At 59.9% G+C, this 16,706-nt stretch carries 12 protein-coding genes and 1 tRNA gene; 5 read left to right on the top strand and 8 right to left on the bottom strand.

The window, feature by feature from the left end:
• Positions 1-168 precede the first annotated feature (168 nt).
• A complete protein-coding gene (locus tag C934_RS0113750) occupies positions 169-1,110 on the top strand; it encodes an alpha/beta fold hydrolase (protein ID WP_018857254.1) in 942 nt (313 codons plus the stop codon).
• Between the two features lie 139 nt (positions 1,111-1,249).
• On the opposite strand, the gene C934_RS0113745 is transcribed toward C934_RS0113750, so the two are convergent.
• A complete protein-coding gene (locus tag C934_RS0113745; RefSeq protein WP_245267952.1) occupies positions 1,250-1,708 on the bottom strand; it encodes a MarR family winged helix-turn-helix transcriptional regulator in 459 nt (152 codons plus the stop codon).
• 109 nt (positions 1,709-1,817) lie between these two features.
• On the bottom strand, positions 1,818-3,566 hold the full coding sequence (locus C934_RS0113740; protein ID WP_018857252.1) for an adenylate/guanylate cyclase domain-containing protein: 1,749 nt from the start codon (positions 3,564-3,566) through the stop codon (positions 1,818-1,820).
• A 245-nt stretch (positions 3,567-3,811) separates the two neighbouring features.
• Between C934_RS0113740 and C934_RS0113735 the strand changes: the two genes are divergently transcribed.
• The gene (locus tag C934_RS0113735) at positions 3,812-4,150 is read left to right on the top strand and encodes a putative quinol monooxygenase (RefSeq protein ID WP_018857251.1); all 339 of its coding nucleotides are present in this window, start codon (positions 3,812-3,814) and stop codon (positions 4,148-4,150) included.
• 142 nt (positions 4,151-4,292) lie between these two features.
• Positions 4,293-6,053: an adenylate/guanylate cyclase domain-containing protein gene (locus tag C934_RS0113730; RefSeq protein ID WP_018857250.1), complete on the top strand. Its 1,761-nt coding sequence runs from the start codon at positions 4,293-4,295 to the stop codon at positions 6,051-6,053.
• A gap of 144 nt (positions 6,054-6,197) precedes the next feature.
• Here the strand turns inward: C934_RS0113730 and C934_RS0113725 are convergent, their stop codons facing one another.
• The 4 genes from C934_RS0113725 to C934_RS0113710 form a co-directional block, all read right to left on the bottom strand.
• Positions 6,198-8,477 (bottom strand): CDC48 family AAA ATPase, encoded by a 2,280-nt coding sequence (locus tag C934_RS0113725; RefSeq protein WP_018857249.1) that lies wholly within the window; start codon positions 8,475-8,477, stop codon positions 6,198-6,200.
• Between the two features lie 484 nt (positions 8,478-8,961).
• Positions 8,962-9,930, bottom strand: a complete 969-nt coding sequence (locus tag C934_RS0113720) for a substrate-binding domain-containing protein (RefSeq protein WP_018113584.1) — start codon at positions 9,928-9,930, stop codon at positions 8,962-8,964.
• A complete protein-coding gene (locus tag C934_RS0113715; RefSeq protein WP_018857248.1) occupies positions 9,917-11,242 on the bottom strand; it encodes an ABC transporter permease in 1,326 nt (441 codons plus the stop codon). Before C934_RS0113715 ends, C934_RS0113720 begins: the two co-directional genes overlap by 14 nt.
• A complete protein-coding gene (locus tag C934_RS0113710) occupies positions 11,239-12,840 on the bottom strand; it encodes a sugar ABC transporter ATP-binding protein (protein ID WP_018857247.1) in 1,602 nt (533 codons plus the stop codon). Before C934_RS0113710 ends, C934_RS0113715 begins: the two co-directional genes overlap by 4 nt.
• A 216-nt stretch (positions 12,841-13,056) precedes the next feature.
• Here C934_RS0113710 and C934_RS0113705 point away from each other — a divergent pair, with 216 nt between their 5' ends.
• Entirely contained in the window at positions 13,057-14,067 is a 1,011-nt protein-coding gene (locus C934_RS0113705; protein ID WP_018113060.1) for a LacI family DNA-binding transcriptional regulator, read from the top strand.
• Between the two features lie 87 nt (positions 14,068-14,154).
• Here C934_RS0113705 and C934_RS0113700 read toward each other — a convergent pair whose 3' ends face one another.
• Positions 14,155-15,381 carry an alpha-D-ribose 1-methylphosphonate 5-triphosphate diphosphatase gene (locus tag C934_RS0113700; protein ID WP_018857246.1) on the bottom strand — a complete coding sequence of 409 codons (1,227 nt, stop codon included), beginning with the start codon at positions 15,379-15,381 and terminating at the stop codon, positions 14,155-14,157.
• A gap of 315 nt (positions 15,382-15,696) precedes the next feature.
• Between C934_RS0113700 and C934_RS0113695 the strand changes: the two genes are divergently transcribed.
• Entirely contained in the window at positions 15,697-16,149 is a 453-nt protein-coding gene (locus C934_RS0113695) for a universal stress protein (RefSeq protein ID WP_018857245.1), read from the top strand.
• A gap of 262 nt (positions 16,150-16,411) precedes the next feature.
• Here the strand turns inward: C934_RS0113695 and C934_RS0113690 are convergent.
• Positions 16,412-16,488 (bottom strand) — tRNA-Met (locus tag C934_RS0113690).
• Between the last annotated feature and the right edge of the window lie 218 nt (positions 16,489-16,706).

Below are 16,706 nucleotides of genomic sequence, written 5' to 3'. Positions count from 1 at the left end.
CCCAACGGTCTCTCCTGTACAATATCATCATTCTAGAACAAACATTCTGTTGCGTACGCAACATACAGGCAAATTGGTACGGAACTGGTTGGCGACGGTCTCGCCAAGCTTCCGCAATCACTATCGTCGCCTCCAGAGGCGAGCAACAACACACGAAGGAGCCTTGAAATGTTGAAACACTCGATACCCCTCCTTTCCTCGCTCATGCTGAGCGCGGCATCGGCTGGTTCAGCCGGCGCTTCTCCCAGCAGCATCCATGCCGAGATCGGATACATAGAGGTAGCCCCCGACATCACGCTTCGACGCATGGTCGCCCACAGCGCCGCGCCTAAGGGGACTGTTCTCTTCCTCCACGGATTTCCGGAGACGCTACTCGTCTGGAAGGATATCGCGAACGCACTTGCGCGGGACTACGAAGTCCATGCTATCGATTGGCCAGGCTACGGAATGTCATCGCGACCCGCAGTCGCGACGTTCTCGTATTCGCCACGAGACTATGCCGACATTCTGAGAGCCTACATCAAGTCTGCGCATGTCGATCGCTCAAGGCTGACAATTTACGCGACCGATATCGGATCGCTTCCCGCATTGCTGGCAGCGATTGAGGAACCTGATATCGCCAAGAACATCGTCGTCGGAGACTTCGCTCCGTTCAACAGGCCCGAATACATGTACAAGAGCCTCCAGAACCTCAAGAGCGAGCCGGCGGCATCCAAAACCCGTATCCACATGAACGGGACGAGCGCGGAAATCCTTGCAAACGCCTATCGCCGCGGCCTGCCACCCGAGGAACAGTTCGACCTTCCGGCCGAGGTGCTGAAGGACATGACGGAGGGATGGGGGCACGGCGACATCACGTCCGCTGACGCGTTCTACCAATACTACTCGCACTTCACGCGCGACCAGGACTATCTCGAAGAGCACCTCGGTGAACTCAAGACTCCCGTCAAACTCGTCTGGGGCGAAAAGGACCTCTACATCAAGAAAGAGATGGGAGAGGAATTTGCGCGGCGAACCGGTGCGCCCATGACTGTTTTGCCGGGTATCGGCCACTACCCGCACCTCCAGAAACCTCAGAATACTGTCGCTGAAATACGGGCGGCGAAGTAGCGCCGACGAAGCGTGGTCTGTAAGACAACGGCCCTGCCCGATGAGCGCAAAGGCTATCGTGCAGGACTGGGATCAACGGCGTCGCCGAGGCTTTGCTTCACGTTGAGAAAGTTAAGGAACCGAGGCGCCGAGATCGTCTTCACTTCTGCTCGTCTACTCTCGGAAGACTCTCGGCAACGCCAATGATGGCTTTTGCACCAACATCGCCAACGAGCTGGCTGGCTTTCCGCTGCGCCTCGCGCCAGGCAGGCGCGGCGTCATTGAGGAGCTTTTTTCCAGAATCCGAAATGACGACCGGTCTACTGCGGCCGCCATCCGTCGGAAGCTCTTCGATCCAACCTTCTGCAAGAAGCGGTGCAAGACTGCGGGTCAAGGTCGTCCGATCCTGAAAGTTTGCGCGGCCGATCTCGGCGCGGCTAGCACCACCCAGTTTTGCAATCATGATCAACATCGAGAACTGCGATGCATTGAGGCCGTAGTCACGCAATTCCTGATCATAGATGTTTGTAATCACCCGGGAGATGCGCCTGCTCCTCGTCATCAAGCACCCGGATACGACCTCGCTGACGATATCAGAGTTGGAATCACGTCGATCCATGGCCATCTCGCCCCAGCATTCAATCGGATCTCGTTTTGTAGTGCATATGCAACATTTCGTCAATTGAGCTGCTTTGTCGACATGTCCATTAGACTTTCAGATCGCCAACCTACTCCGGCAGACCCGCTAGTCGTAGGCCTTCGATGTATTTGGCCATGAGCGTCTTATCGAGATAGGGTGCACGCGAACTGTAACGCTCGATCGAGAAGTCAGGATTGACCTTCAGAAGTTCGCGCGCGGCCTGGCGCGCCTCTTCAAGCCGCCCCAGTTGGGCGTAGGTCGCTGCAAGCAGGCGATAGGCGGGCCCAAGCTCGGCCATTTTCTCCAGAAGGGACAGTGCCTCCAAATATTTTCCCGAAAGAAATTTGGCTGCGGCGATATCCCAGAGATACCAGTCGGGGCGGCTCGGATTGAGGCGAACGGCAAGCTCTCCCATCCTAACGGCATCGTCAAGGCGCCCAAGATAACCAAGGGCATCGCAATATTCGGCGAGGAGGTCACAGTTGCTGGGAGCCAGTTCTCGGGCACGCTCATAGCAGGCTACGGCTCGCTCGGCCTCTCCCCTCCAAAGGTGAACGACGCCAAGAGCCCAGTGGGTATCAGCGTCGATCGGGTTTAGCTTCAGGGCTTTGCTTAGCAGGGCCGATGCGGTCGCAAGCGCGGTATCGATTTCAACGATTTCGTTCCATTTCAGCTTCCGAAGCTCGATCCAGGCCAACCCGATGTAAGGCCGCGGAAACTCCGGATCATCGGCTATCGCGGCGAGATACATTTCCCGCGCAAGTCGCACATCCTCTTGGCTCGAGCCCTGATGAAGATGCCGGCCCCGCAAATACAGATCGTAGGCTTTCAGCGATGTAACAGGCTTGCTCAGGGCGCGTTGACGCTCCGCCTCTTCTATCTTGACGCTCAGCGCGGCCGGTATGGAGCGGGACAGCTCGTCCTGAATGTGAAAGATGTCGATAAGGTCGAAGTCGTATTTTTCCGCCCAGATTCGTTCACCCGAAACATTGATGAGGTTGGCACTCACCCTGACACGATTGCCAAGTCGCCTCACGCTCCCCTCGAGGACGTAGTGCGGGATTGACTCGGCGTGCTGTTGCTCTGAGGGCGGTTGTTGAGCGACAACGATCAGCCTGGAGAACCGCGCCAAACCTGCCGCGACATCTTCTGTTAATCCCGCCGCGAAATAATCCTGGTCTGGATCGCCGCTGAGATTTGAGAACTTCGAAACGTACAGCAATGTTCTGTTCGGCGAAAACTCCGGCCCAAGGCGCGTTCCGACCGACTGCACGGCAGGCTTGGGTGTCGCAATAAACTCAGGATTCGCCCCTTCTGCACCGTCGTCGACGATGATGTTGAAGATGCGAATTGGCCGCTCGATGTTCTTCAGTGCGTGCTCGCCCACATCTTCGAAGCGGATGCCCAGACGCTTGCCTAAGGTGTCGCGCACCGATGCGGATATCGCTATGCCTCCCGGTTTCGCGACATTCTCAATGCGAGCTGCAACGTTCACGCCATCGCCGTAAACATCGTCGTCCTCGAAGATAAGGTCGCCGATATTTATACCGATCCGAAATTCTATCCTGCGATCGCCGGGGACACGCGCATTGCGTTTCTGCATCTCCGATTGGATCTCGATCGCGCACAGGACCGCCTCTTCAGCAGTCTGAAACTCCGTCAGCATCCCATCGCCAACAAGCTTGATTGTATGGCCCTGATACAACGCGATTTTCACGTCCCAAAGTTCGTGTCGGTGCAATTTTAGAGCGGAAAGTGTGCCTTTCTCGTCGATCCCCATCAGTCGACTATAGCCGACCACGTCAGAGGCCATGATGACAGAAAGCCGTTGCTTCATTGTCGCCCACCCCCATCAAGTCAGCCAATGGCCACTCAGATTAGCATATACGCAATGTCGAGACACTTCCTGGCGCGCTCAAGAATTCGTCTTCGCTCGCCCCGTGGCGGACGGTGTCCACTTCGCGCCAGAAGCAGCCTGCGCTATAAGTTACAACCTGGACATGGACCTTGAGGTCTGCACCCACGTCGAATGTTAGTAGCCTCCGTGTCAGGGCGAGTGATACAGAAATTCGAGGTGCCCATATGAAACTCATAACGGGTTGGCTCACCTGCAAGCAGGGAATGCGAGAGGCGTTCCTTGCCGCTATGGAGCCGCATGTTGTGTCCACGCGCGCTGAGCCAGGCTGTGTGTTTTTTGAGTATCATCGGCACAAGGATGAAGACGACGTGGTGGTTCTGATCGAAGGCTTTCGCGATGCGGAGGCACACGAGTTCCATAGGCGAACCCCGCACATGATCGCGATGCAGGCCGATGTGCGGCGGCTCCTGGCAAGATTGAGTTTGATCGAGACGGTCTCGGATGAAGTCGCACGTTATGATCTCGATTTCATCGCAAATCCGCCGGGCCCCTATCGTCCTTAGTCCTGCAGGCAGCTTGCACGTCGATGTGCGTGCTCCCACAGCACCGTTCGCACCCGCCGCTGTCGTTGGCAATCGTAAAACACCCAAGCCTGTTGATGTGCTACATTGTCACCACGTGCTTTTGTGGCGGGAGGGATCGAGAATGCAGCGCAAGCTGGCCACGATCATGGTCGGAGATTTCGTCGGCTCCACCCCTGCGATGGAAACGGACGAGGAAGGAGCGATCACCCGGATTGACGCTGTCCTCGACACTGTTCGCATGGTCATCCAGCGCCATGATGGCCGCGTCTTCGGCACCGCGGGCGATGCCCTGCTCGCCGAGTTCGGCAGCCCAGTCAATGCGCTTAGGGCCGCCATCGAGGCGCGCGCCGAGATCGCTGCCCTTCCTGGCTCGAGTGGCGGCGACATGCGTTTCGGCCTGCATGTCGCGGATGTCGTCGTCGTGGGCTCGGACTTGCGCGGCGATGGCGTGAACATAGCCGCGCGAATTGAGGCGTCTGCGCCACCTGGCGCAATCGAGGTTTCGGGGGTGCTTTACGACCAGGTCCGTCGGGTCTCGCCTTGTGGATTTGAAGACATCGGCGAACGTCGACTGAAAGGAATTTTCGAGCCGATACGGATTTACCGGGTTACTGAACTGGTGGACCGCCACCTCTATCAGTTCGCTCCAACACGATCCTCTCCCAATGCTGCACAGCCTCCCCGGACAAACTCGATCGCCGTGGCGCGGTTCGACATTGCGCCCGGCGCCATTGCGGATCAATCCTTCCTGGCGGACGGCATCACCGACGACCTGACTCTTGAACTGAGCCGGCTGAAGGGGTTGTTTGTCAGTTCCCGTTCGGCCGCGACCGCACTGACGACCAAAGACCCGGTCGAGATCGGCCGCCTTCTCGGCGTCGGCTACGTCGTCAGCGGCTCGATCCGGCAAGCGGGCGACGACCTCAGGGTCAACATCTCGCTGACGGAAACCGGAGAGGGTCTCGTCATCTGGTCCGATCGCATAACGCGTCCGTTTCGCGAACTGCTTGATGTCATGGATGAAATCATCGCGCGTGTCGCAGCAACCGTGTCCGGACGGGTCGAGCAGTCGGAACTTGCGGCCGCGCGGCTAAAGCGCCCGGAGAACATGACGGCCTATGAGTATTACCTACGGGGACTGGACCATCATCGCTTGGTTGGCGTTTCGGACACCCACATACACGAAGCCATGACCTGGTTCGAGCGGTCAATGACCGCTGATCCCGGTTTCGGCCGCCCCTTCGCCATGCACGTCTGCTCGTGGAGCAACTTGCCAAGCTTTGACCTTCATGAGGCCGAAAAGCAGGTTGCGCATGCGCTTGCACTCGACCCGACCGACCCGGAAGCCCATCGCATCATGGGCGCGATCAAGATGAAATCGGGCGACTTCGCCTCGGCGCGTTACCATCACATACGCGCCAAGGAACTCGCTCCGAACGACGCCTATATTCTCGGCCGCAGCGCCGCGTTCTATGTCTATGTCGGAGAGGCTGAGCACGCCCTTGGAATGCTTGATCGTGCCGAGACACTCGATCCCTTTCTGCCGGTCTGGATCACTGAAGAGCGGGTGGCGGCCCTCTACGCGCTGGACCGCTTCGAAGACATGATGCGCGTCGCCCTGACACTACCGTTTCAGACCAGGCGGACGTTGCTTTATCAGATCGCGGCTAGCATGGCCTGCGGCAACAGCGGAAAGGCTGAACTCTTGGTTCGGCAAGCGCTTTCCCTCGATCCGGGCCTGTCTGCGATATACATCCGGATGCAGGAGACCTATGCCGACGAGTCCGTCACCGAAGCCCTGATCGAGCGGAACTGCGATGCCGGCCTGCCGCCAAAGCCGCGGAAGCCTACACCCCGCAAGAAATCAACTTTGCTGAGATGACGAACGGCCGATCAGCCACCCACGCGGCGCAGAACAGGTGGCGTCACGGAGCTTCACCTGGCTCAGCATGGAGCGCGGAAGCCCGGCCGCCCCGCACTGGACCGGCAGAGCCGCCACGGTCGATCACTACTTAATCTGGCGCCCCTACTCTCCAGCCTGCCTGAGGGGCGTGAAGCCGATCTGCATGCGCTGCGGATTTTCCTGGCGGAGCGTGCGCAGCATCTCCTCATACTCCCGTTCGGCTTCTGCCGTGACCGACGGTCGAACCTCCTGCAGGGCCATGGCGAAATTCTCCTTTGTCACCGTCGACGCAGTCAGAGACTGACGCAGTGCAATCAGCCCTGCTCGCCGTGTCAGGTCTTCGAGATCTGCCCCTGTAAACCGCTCCGTCTTGTCGGCGAGTTCATCGAGATCAACATCGTCGGCGAGCGGCATCTTCTTCGTATGGATGCCAAGGATCTTCCGCCGCGCTTTTGCATCCGGCACGGGAACATAGACCAGTTCGTCAAAGCGCCCCGGTCGCAGCAGTGCCGGATCGAGCAAATTCGGCCGATTGGTCGCTGCCATCACGACGACGCCCTGCATGTCTTCCAACCCATCCATTTCGGCCAGTAGCGTGTTGACGACCCGCTCGGTCACCGCCGGCTCACCCAGCCCGCCGCCGCGGACGGGGGCCAGCGAGTCGATTTCATCGATGAAGATGACGGTCGGGGCAACCTGTCGTGCGCGTTCGAAGAGCCGCGAAACCTGCTGCTCGGACTCGCCGTACCATTTCGAAAGCAGATCGGACGATTTGGTTGCCACGAAGTTCGCTTCGGCTTCGCGCGCCACGGCCTTTGCCAACAGTGTCTTCCCGGTCCCAGGAGGTCCAAACAAGAGAAATCCCTTTGCAGGGCGAATGCCCATCTGCCTAAAGGACTGCGGTGACCTGAGCGGCAGTTCCACCCCTTCCTTCAGTCTCATCTGCGCTTCGTCCAAACCTCCGACATCGTCCCAACGGACGTTCGGCGCCTGGATCATGATTTCGCGCAACGCGGAAGGTTGAATGCGCTTCATGGCGGACGTGAAATCGTCCTGAGAGACCGTGAGCTTTTCAAGGATCTCGGTTGGGATACCCTGCTTCAGATTGATATCGGGAAGAACACGGCGCAGCGCATCCATCGCCGCTTCGCGAACCAACGCACCGAGATCCGCTCCGACAAAGCCGTAGGTCGTCCTCGCGATCTCATCGAGATCGGTGTTCTCGGCGAGTGGCATGCCCCTGGTGTGGATCGCGAGCACCTCGCGCCGGCCGCGCTGGTCCGGTACGCCAATGACGATTTCGCGGTCGAAACGCCCGGGACGGCGGAGCGCCTCGTCAATCGCGTCTCGCCTGTTCGTCGCGCCGATGACAACAATATTCTGCCTCGGCTCCAGCCCATCCATAAGGGTTAGCAACTGGGCGACAATTCGCCGTTCGACTTCTCCGGTCACCTGCTCGCGCTTTGGCGCGATGGAGTCGATTTCGTCGATGAAGATGATTGATGGCGCATTCTGCGAGGCTTCCTGAAAGACCTGCCGCAAACGTTCCTCGGACTCCCCGTAGCGGCTGCCCATGATCTCGGGACCGGCGATGTGGTAGAAGTTGGCTTCCGTCTCATTGGCGACAGCACGGGCCAACAGCGTCTTGCCGGTGCCCGGGGGGCCATAGAGAAGCACGCCCTTTGGCGGTTCGATGCCGAGGCGCTGAAACAACTCGGGATGGCGCAGTGGCAGCTCCACCATCTCGCGGACTTGCTCGACAGAGGTGCCGAGTCCGCCGATATCGTCGTACGTTACGTCAGCTCGGCGTGCTTCCTTCGGTTCCTCAAACTGCGAACGCAATTCGACAACCGTCTGCTCGTTCATCTGGACGATGCCTCTCGGCTGTGTCGAGACAACGACGAGCCTGATTTCCTGCAGACCGTAGGCGGGAAGATCGAGTACGCTCCGTAGCAGCGGGTCCGCAGCGCGGGGATCTCTTACGCGTTGCTGGACTGAGGTCGATACAACGTCGCCGGCCACCATTGGGCGGTGAAGAAACGTGCGCTGCAAAGCTTCACCCGGTCCCTGCAACACCAGGTTCTTCTGCGCCGGCGCGAGGACAACCTTCGTCGCCGGCCTGACCTCCGCCTTGCGAACTTCGATATGGTCGCCGCTTGTTGCGCCTGCATTTACGCGCTGAAGGCCGTCGAGCCTGATCAGGTTCAGGCCCTCATCATCGGAATAGGGCCCCATCGCGATCGCGGCCGTATGCCGCTTGCCGATGAGCTCAATAAGCTCGCCTTCTCGTACGCCGAGCTTGGTCATCGCCTTCGTGGAGACGCGGGCGATGCTCGCTCCCGTATCCTGCGGTGGCATATTGGCAACCTGCAGCGTGAGGATCTGATCGTCGGGGACAGACATGATACCTCCAAAATCGCTTGTGATGAAACGCTGCGCTGACAGCTAGAGAGCTTACGGAAAAGACAAGCGGTTTTCATGCGAACACGTAAAAAGACTTGCGCTTCCTTGCCGCCGACACGACGGATCCGCCTACTGATATTCGAAACGCGTGATGGAGCGAATTATACAGAGGTATAGGTGAGCGACCGTTTCACGGTTGGACAAAGTGCTCCAGTGGTCCACCGGTTGAGCCTCGGTGGAAAGCCGCAAAACTCGGAAGCTTCACAATCCCCTCGAGTTTTACGCAGCCTTCGCCCCCAGGCAGCCATCCAAGCTCTCCCCAAGCCCGATATTCCGCCAGGCTATCGACGAATGCGCGGATGCCGCCGACTACTACAGTGGTTTAGCGGACCGGACTGACCGTCGAACAGGTGCGGACCCGTATGGACACAAAAAGGGCCGGCTGGGATAGCCGACCCTTCTTTACTGTCAGGTTTACGCTGAGTTAGAGGCCGTTGTCCTTCATGATCTGGCCTGCATTTTCCTTTGTCACCTTGAGCGTCGGCAAGACGACATTCTTTTCGACTTTTTCTCCGCCGAGATACTTGATCGCCTGACGCAGGCCTTCCGCGCCCGGCGTTGCATAGAGGAAGGTCGCACTGAGTTCACCATTGTTCACCCAGGTCACGCCTTCTCCGGGAAGCGCATCGATGCCGATGAACTTGATGTCCTTCTCACGTCCGGCATCCTTGGCAGCGAGGTAGGCGCCATAGGCCATCGGATCGTTGTGGCCATAGACGAGGTCGATCTTCTCATTGTTGCGGAGCGCGGTGGCCATGATGTTGTAGGCCTGGTCCTGCTTCCAGTCGCCCGACTGCTGGTCGAGCAGGTTCTTGATGCCCGGCTCCTTGTCGGTAAATTCGTGGAAGCCGTCGTGCCGGTCGTGTGCCGGCTGGGTTCCCATGCCGCCCCAGATCTCGACGACATTGCCCTGCGCCTTACCGGGCCCGCCGAGAAGTTCAACGGCATATTCCCCCGCAGCCCGACCGATCAGCTTGTTGTCGCCGCCGACGAACTGGACGTACTTGTCGGTTTCGACGTTGCGATCCAAGACGAAGACCGGAATCTTGGCGTCGATCGCCTGCTGGACGACGCCGGTGAGGCCAGCGGATTCCTTCGGCGAGATCAGCAGCGCATTGACTTCCTGGCGGATCAGGTTTTCGACATCCGCAACCTGCTTTTCAGTCTTGTCCTCACCGTCGGTGATGATCAGCTCGACTTCGGGATGCTTTGCGGCTTCCGCGATGATGTCCTTGTTGAACTGCGCCCGCCAGGGCTCGATCGTGGTCGCCTGGGAGAACCCGATGCGCCACTTCTTGTCTTGCGCCAGCGCGCCATGCGTAGCGAAAAGGGATGTAGTGGTGAAAAGCGCGGTAGTGACGACCGCGAACTTCAACATGTCACGACGTTTCATTTCCGTTTCCTCCAGTGTTGAGAGACATGGTCTCCTTGCGCGGACGCTCCTCCCCGGACGCCTCCGATCTCGCGGGCCGCGGCAGTGTCAGCCGCAACCGCGCCAGAATATCGCGGGCATTGCGCTCCTGAACGAGCACGGTGCCGATGATGATCAGTCCCTTCAGCACCAGCTGAAGGTTGGAATTGATGTTGTGGAGCTGCAGGATATTCGACAGCAGCCCGAAGATCAGCACGCCGCAGAAGGTGCCGGCAAGGCTGCCGCGTCCCCCCATCAGGCTCGTGCCGCCGATGACCACCGCGGCGATGGCGTCGAGCTCCAGCCCAGCCCCGGCATCGGGCTTGCCCTGGCGATACTGCGCAACGTAGAGGATCGCGGCGATGCCCGCGAGCAGGCCGGAGACGGCATAGGTGACGATCTTGACCCGTCCGCTGTCGATGCCTGAAAGCCGCGCCGCCTCCTCGTTGCCGCCGATCGCATAAACGAAGCGGCCGAACGGAGTGAACTTCAGCACGACCGCATAAATCGCAATCGCCGCAATGAAAAAGATACCGGGCATGGGAATGATGCCGAAGACCAGCGAGCGGAGGATATCGAAATCGGCCGTGGCGTTCGACCCGGTATAAACCGGCAGGACCGCATTGTTCTGACCCGCCGTCAGCCGAGCGATGCCGAGCGCAGTCACCATCATCGCCAGGGTGACGATGAAGGGCTGCAGGCGGCCGACGACGATGATGATGCCGTTGATGGCGCCAAACAGAAGGCCGACGGCCGGTACGACGAGCAGCACGCCGAGCACACCGAACTTGGTTTCGCTCTGCGGCACGATATAGAAGAGCAGCACGGTGCAGAGGGCGATACCGACCAGCGCCGGGACATAGATGCCCCGCGTGCGGTCGAGCGTCAGGTCGCGGCTATGGCTGAAGCCAGTGCGGCTCTTTTCAAGATTGGAGAAGATGAACCGGGTCACGGCGGCCCCGATGACGAGGGCGGCAAGCAGCACCGACGGCACGCCGAGCAGGAAGGCGGGTGTGTCCCCCGGAACCGTCAACAACATGGCACAGACGACGCTGCAGATTGCCATCAACGAACCGACCGACAGGTCGATGCCGCCGGTGATGATGACGGCCGTCATGCCGGTCGCGATAAGCCCCGTCGTCGAGACCTGACGCAGCACGTCGAGCAGGTTGCCGCTGGAAAGAAATATGTTCCTGCCCGACGACGTCACCGGCGACCAGGCGACACCGATCAGGAAAATCGCGATCAGGCCCCAGTACAGTTTCGTGCGGGAAACAAGCTTTATCACATTCATGCGGATGCCTTCTCCTGCCTGTTGCCGGATCGCGGTGCCGCCAATTGCATGATCCGCTCCTCCGTCGCGATCGCGCGGTTCAGGATACCGGTCTGGTGTCCTTCGGACATGACGAGGATGCGGTCGGAAAGATGCAGGAGTTCCGGCATTTCCGAACTCACGACGACGATCGACATACCCGCTTCGGCCAGGCGGAAGATCAGGTCGTAGATGTCGCTCTTTGCCCCCACATCGATGCCGCGGGTCGGCTCGTCGAGCAGCAAGATGCGCGGCGTCGTGGCGAGGCACTTGCCGATCACGACCTTCTGCTGGTTTCCGCCGGAAAGCGTTGCCGCGACCTGTTCAATGCCCGAGGCCCGAATACCCAACGTCTTGATGGCGTCGGCGGCAACCGCCGCTTCCGCCGCAAAGTCGCGCAGGCCGAAGCGCGCCATTCGGCTGACGAGCGGTAGCGCGACATTCTCCGTGATCGTATCGTGCAGGTGAAGTCCCTGCATCTTGCGGTCCTCAGTGACGAAGGCAATGCCCAGTCGGCGCGCGTCCGTCGGCGAGCGGATCGTGACCGGCTGCCCGTCGATCAGAATCTCACCGCCGGCCTCCCCGTTGCTGGCGCCCGTTATCGCCTGCAGGATCTCGGTACGCCCGGCCCCGAGCAGGCCGCCGATGCCAAGGACTTCACCTGAGGCGACCTCGAAATTGACGCCGGTCAGGACCTGCTTCCAGCCGTGCCGGTTGGCCACGGACAATGACAGATTTCTCACCGACAGGACTGCACCGCCAACGGCGGTCGCTTCGTGCCTGATGGTTTCGGCACGGCTGAGATTGCGGCCAACCATGCCGGCGATGACCATGTCTTCATCGATCTCCGACTTCGGCCTGGTCCAGACGTGCCGGCCGTCCCGGAACACCGTGACGCGATCGCTGAGTTGCATTACCTCGTCGATCCGGTGCGAGATGTAGATGATGCCCACCCCTTCCGATGCGAGCTGGCGCATGATCGTGAAAAGCCGCTTGCATTCATTCGGTGACAGCGCCGATGTCGGCTCGTCCATGATGAGCATCCGGGCGTCGAGCGACAGCGCCTTTGCGATCTCGACCAGCTGCTGTTCGCCGATCCTGAGCGACGACACCCGTGCTTCGGGATCAAGATCGATGCCGAGCCGCGTGAGCAGGGTCCGGGCGGCATTCATGCTTTTTCGGCGATCGACAAACAACCCGGCGATCAAGGGCTCCCTGCCTAGGAAGATATTGTCGGCAATCGACAGCTCAGGGACGAGATTGAGTTCCTGGTGGATGATGGCGACACCGGCAACCTCTGCGTCGCGCACCGTCGCGAAGTGAACCGGAGCCTGGTCGATGATGACGGCGCCATCATAGTCGGCGTAGACACCGGACAGGATTTTCATCAGGGTCGATTTGCCGGCGCCGTTCTCGCCCATCAGCGAGTGGATCTCACCGGCGAACAGATCAAATTTCACATGATTGAGCGCGGCAATTCCGCCAAACGACTTCGAGACGTCGACCGCTTCCAGCACAGGCGCGGTGGACGAAAATGGCGCGTCGGCGCGCGAAGACAAATGGCCCACTTCTTCCTGCATGACAATGACGGCCTCCCTTCCATCTTTGTCTCGCGGCTGTAAGCGACAGTAGAAGCTAATCTAAACGTTTCGAATCTGTCAAGAGATCAGTCGCCCTCCAACGCTTTGATCTTGCTAAGAACTTGCCATTTTCGTAACATGTTGGACAACGCATCGATCTAAACGTTTTGAATTATGGACCGGATTTCTTCCAAAAGACGAAAATCCCAGCCGACCATGCTAGACGTCGCTGCGACGGCAGGCGTCTCGGTTGCCACGGTCTCGGCGGTCGTCAATGGTACCGCGCCGGTCAGTTCCGAACTGCGTGGCAGAATCGAAAATGCGATTGCGGCCATCGGCTATAAACGCAACGCCATTGCCCGAAGCCTGAAGACGGGCGCCACCAAGACGATCGGGCTCGTCATCGCCGATATCACCAACCCGTTCTTCACGGATGTCGTCGCCGTCATCCAGGATGTGCTGCATCGCGCCGGTTACGCTGTGATGCTCTGCTGCACAGACGAAGATCCGGTGCAACAGGAGGAGCAGATTTCGCTTCTCCTGGACAGGATGGTGGACGGCCTGATCATTGCGCCGGCTGGCGACGACCATGCGCTTGAGCGCGTCCTCCAGCGCGCCGGTATCCCGACCGTACTGATCGATCGCATCAGCCACGGCATCGCGGCGGATGCCGTCGTCCTCGACAACCAGCGCGCGGTACAAGACGCGATCGACTATCTTGTCGGCCTCGGCCATCGCCGGATCGGCTACATCTCGGGTTCGCTTGATACCTCCACCGGCCTCGGCCGGCTGGCCGGCTATCGCGGCGCGCTTGACAATGCCGGCATTCCCCAGGACGACGCATTGGTGCGCATCGGAAACTTTCGCGAGAAAGACGCCTATAATGCCGCCATGCAGTTGCTCGTGATGCCGGAACGGCCGAGCGCCATTTTCTCGGCAAACAACCTGATGGTCATCGGCGTGATGAAGGCGATCCGGGACATGGGGCTGCGTTGTCCCGATGACATCTCGGTGTCGAGCTTCGACGATTTTCCCTGGGCGGATGTTTTCCAGCCGAACCTGACGACCATCGCCCAGCCGGTACAGGCCATCGGTGAACACGCAGCCCAGCTCATTCTCGACCGCCTTGCCAATCGCTCCGACCGCCCTCCCCGGCAGATCGTACTTTCGGGCCGCTTGACGATCCGCTCGTCCTGCCGGCCTTTCTCTGCAGCTGACGGAGGTTAAAGATTTGCGCGAGATGGGCGGACGAGCGGAGCTCCCGACGGGCCTCGTTCTAGCTCTGCATCAGTTGCTCGCCCGCTTCTCTACTCGTCACCAGCCCATCGGCGCCGCGCAATAGGCTTCCCGGCCGGCGACCCAGGTGCGCCGAACCACGGGGGCGCCGCCCTCTGGCCAATCGACCAATATGAGGTCCGCCCGCTTTCCGACTTCGATCACGCCGCGATCGAAGAGCCCCGACGCACGCGCCGGATTGCCGGATACGAGCGGCCAGAGCGCGTGGACCGGTGCCACGCCATCGGCCTTGAGCCTGGCCAGGCCAAGCAGCATCGCAGGATAATAATAGTCCGAGGCGAGAATATCGCAGAGACCCTCGCGAATCATATCGGCGGCACCGATCGAAACAATGTGGCTACCGCCGCGCGTGGCGTTCGGCGCGCCAAAGACGATGAAGTCACCAGCCTCACGGGCGGCCCGCGCCACCCGCTTGTTCGTCGGGAACTCACTGATCCGTGCGCCACGGACGCGGAAGAAGTCGCGCGTTTCAATCTGGCTATCGTCATGCGACAGCATCGGTGCGCCGGCGGCCTGGCCGAGGGTCGCCACCTCTTCAATCGCGGCTGGTACTTGCGGACGGCGATCCCACATGTTCCTGACGAGCGCGACCATGTCAGACACCGGGATCTTGGCCCGCTTGGCGCGTTCCGCCATCTTCTCCGCGAACGCAGGCGTTTCGGGGTCGACTGCCGGGAAGGCCGGATCGAGGTCAAACGGCCGCTCCTGCAACGGTATCGAGGGATGCAGCATTGCCATTGATGTGTGGTCGTTGAAGGCAATCGACGGCAGGCGCGGTCCGGCGAGCGCCTCGCGAATAAGCTCGATCGCCTCGAAGCAGAAGGTTTCCCAACGGAGCTGGACACGATTGTCCACCGTCAGACGCGGGCCGAGTGCGTCGAGAGCGCGGACGACGGCGTAACCGTTTTCCACAGATCGAAGCCCCGGCTCCCAGCTCAGCGTCAGGGCGTGGTAGGCAGTCGCTATCCCATTGGCGGCAAGCTGACGGTCTGTTTCGAGCAGCGCAGGAGCGACGGGGAGCATCGTCCCCGGCCGCGGCATGATCTGCCGCTCGAAGGCATCGCCATGAATGTCCACAAAAGCCGGAGCGAGGAGAGAGCCGCGTCCATCCACAATGTCCGCTCCGTCGCGTGCACCGTCGACCGCCATGATCCGGCCGTCTTCGATGCGCACGGAAGCGGGCTCCAGACGGTCGCCAAAAATGACGGTCGCGCCCTCGATAATCACTGCCGAATTGTTCTGCATTGGTGTCATTCCACGAAAAGGAGAGTGCAGCAGCCCCGTTTCATCGGAGGCCTGAGTGCCACGCCGCTTCGAACCAGCCGATATGACAGATTTGAGAATGTCGCTGTGCACAGGCATACGTTGACTGACACGGTAGCGCAGGTCCACAGCGGTGTAATCCGTCCACAGTGGAGGTGCGTTGCATGTGGCGCGATGGCCAACCTCCGCCAGTCCGTTCTGGCGATTTCTCCGTCTACAACCGTATCGTTAGTTGCGAAACGATAGTACCTTGCGTGGTGGGCACAAATGCCTTGGACCAGACGGGAGACGACAAGTATGTACAACCATATTCTCATTTCTACCGATGGATCGGAAGTAGCGCAGAAGGGTGTCGATCATGGGCTGTCGCTTGCAAGCAGCCTCAAGGCCCGCGTGACGATAATCATGGCAACAGAGCGGTTCCCTGTCTACGCGCATGCCGGGATTGCCGGCACCTATATTCCCGGGCCGACAGAGATGGCCCAGTATGAAGCCGGTCAAAAGGAAACAGCCGAGAGAGTGCTGGCTGGGGTCAAGAGAGCAGCAGAAAAGCTCGGCGTGCAGGCGAACACTGTCCATATCCCGCAGGCTTATCCGGCCGAAGCGATTGTTGAGGAGGCCAAGGCTCTCGACTGCGATTTGATCGTCATGGCATCACACGGCCGTAGGGGTTTAAGAAAGCTGGTGCTCGGGAGCCAGACATCGGAAGTCCTCGCGAGCAGCCCGGTGCCTGTCTTGGTGGTCCGGTAAGTCGTCACTTCTGGGAAGCGGTGTCCCGCGGGGCCTGCGCCGAAACCGACCAGCGCGGCTGGCTCCAAATCTCGGTCATCGGCGAGCGAAATCGGGGACGGCACCGCGTCTGAGGTTGCGGAGCCGAGCTCGACACGGAGTCCAAAAAGAGAAAGCTCCTCGGCGCTTGCGCGGACGTTATGTATCCGATGTATAAGGATATTCGCTCGCGTCAGGAAGACGCCGAGCTAGATCGCCCGGGAAGCGCTCACCACGGGAGATTTGGTTGCGGGGGCAGGATTTGAACCTGCGGCCTTCAGGTTATGAGCCTGACGAGCTACCGGGCTGCTCCACCCCGCGCCAAGTGCAAAACCCTTTGGGTTTTGTCACGGTGCGTAAACTGCGAAGCAGTTTACGCTACTGCCCGAGCAAATTGCCGAAGGCGATTTGTCTCGTGTAAGGGACGCACTGCATGTTTCCGGACCCATTATAGCAGAAAGGCCGCTTTGTGGGCGGCCCTTTTGATCGGCTTGGGGCCGTTTTCGTGATGAGAAGATTATCTTTGTTTGTTGCGTTTA

Origin of the sequence: Rhizobium sp. 42MFCr.1 (assembly GCF_000377185.1) — a bacterium.
Taxonomy (GTDB): domain Bacteria; phylum Pseudomonadota; class Alphaproteobacteria; order Rhizobiales; family Rhizobiaceae; genus Rhizobium; species Rhizobium altiplani.
This window is presented reverse-complemented; position numbering and strand designations above follow the sequence as displayed.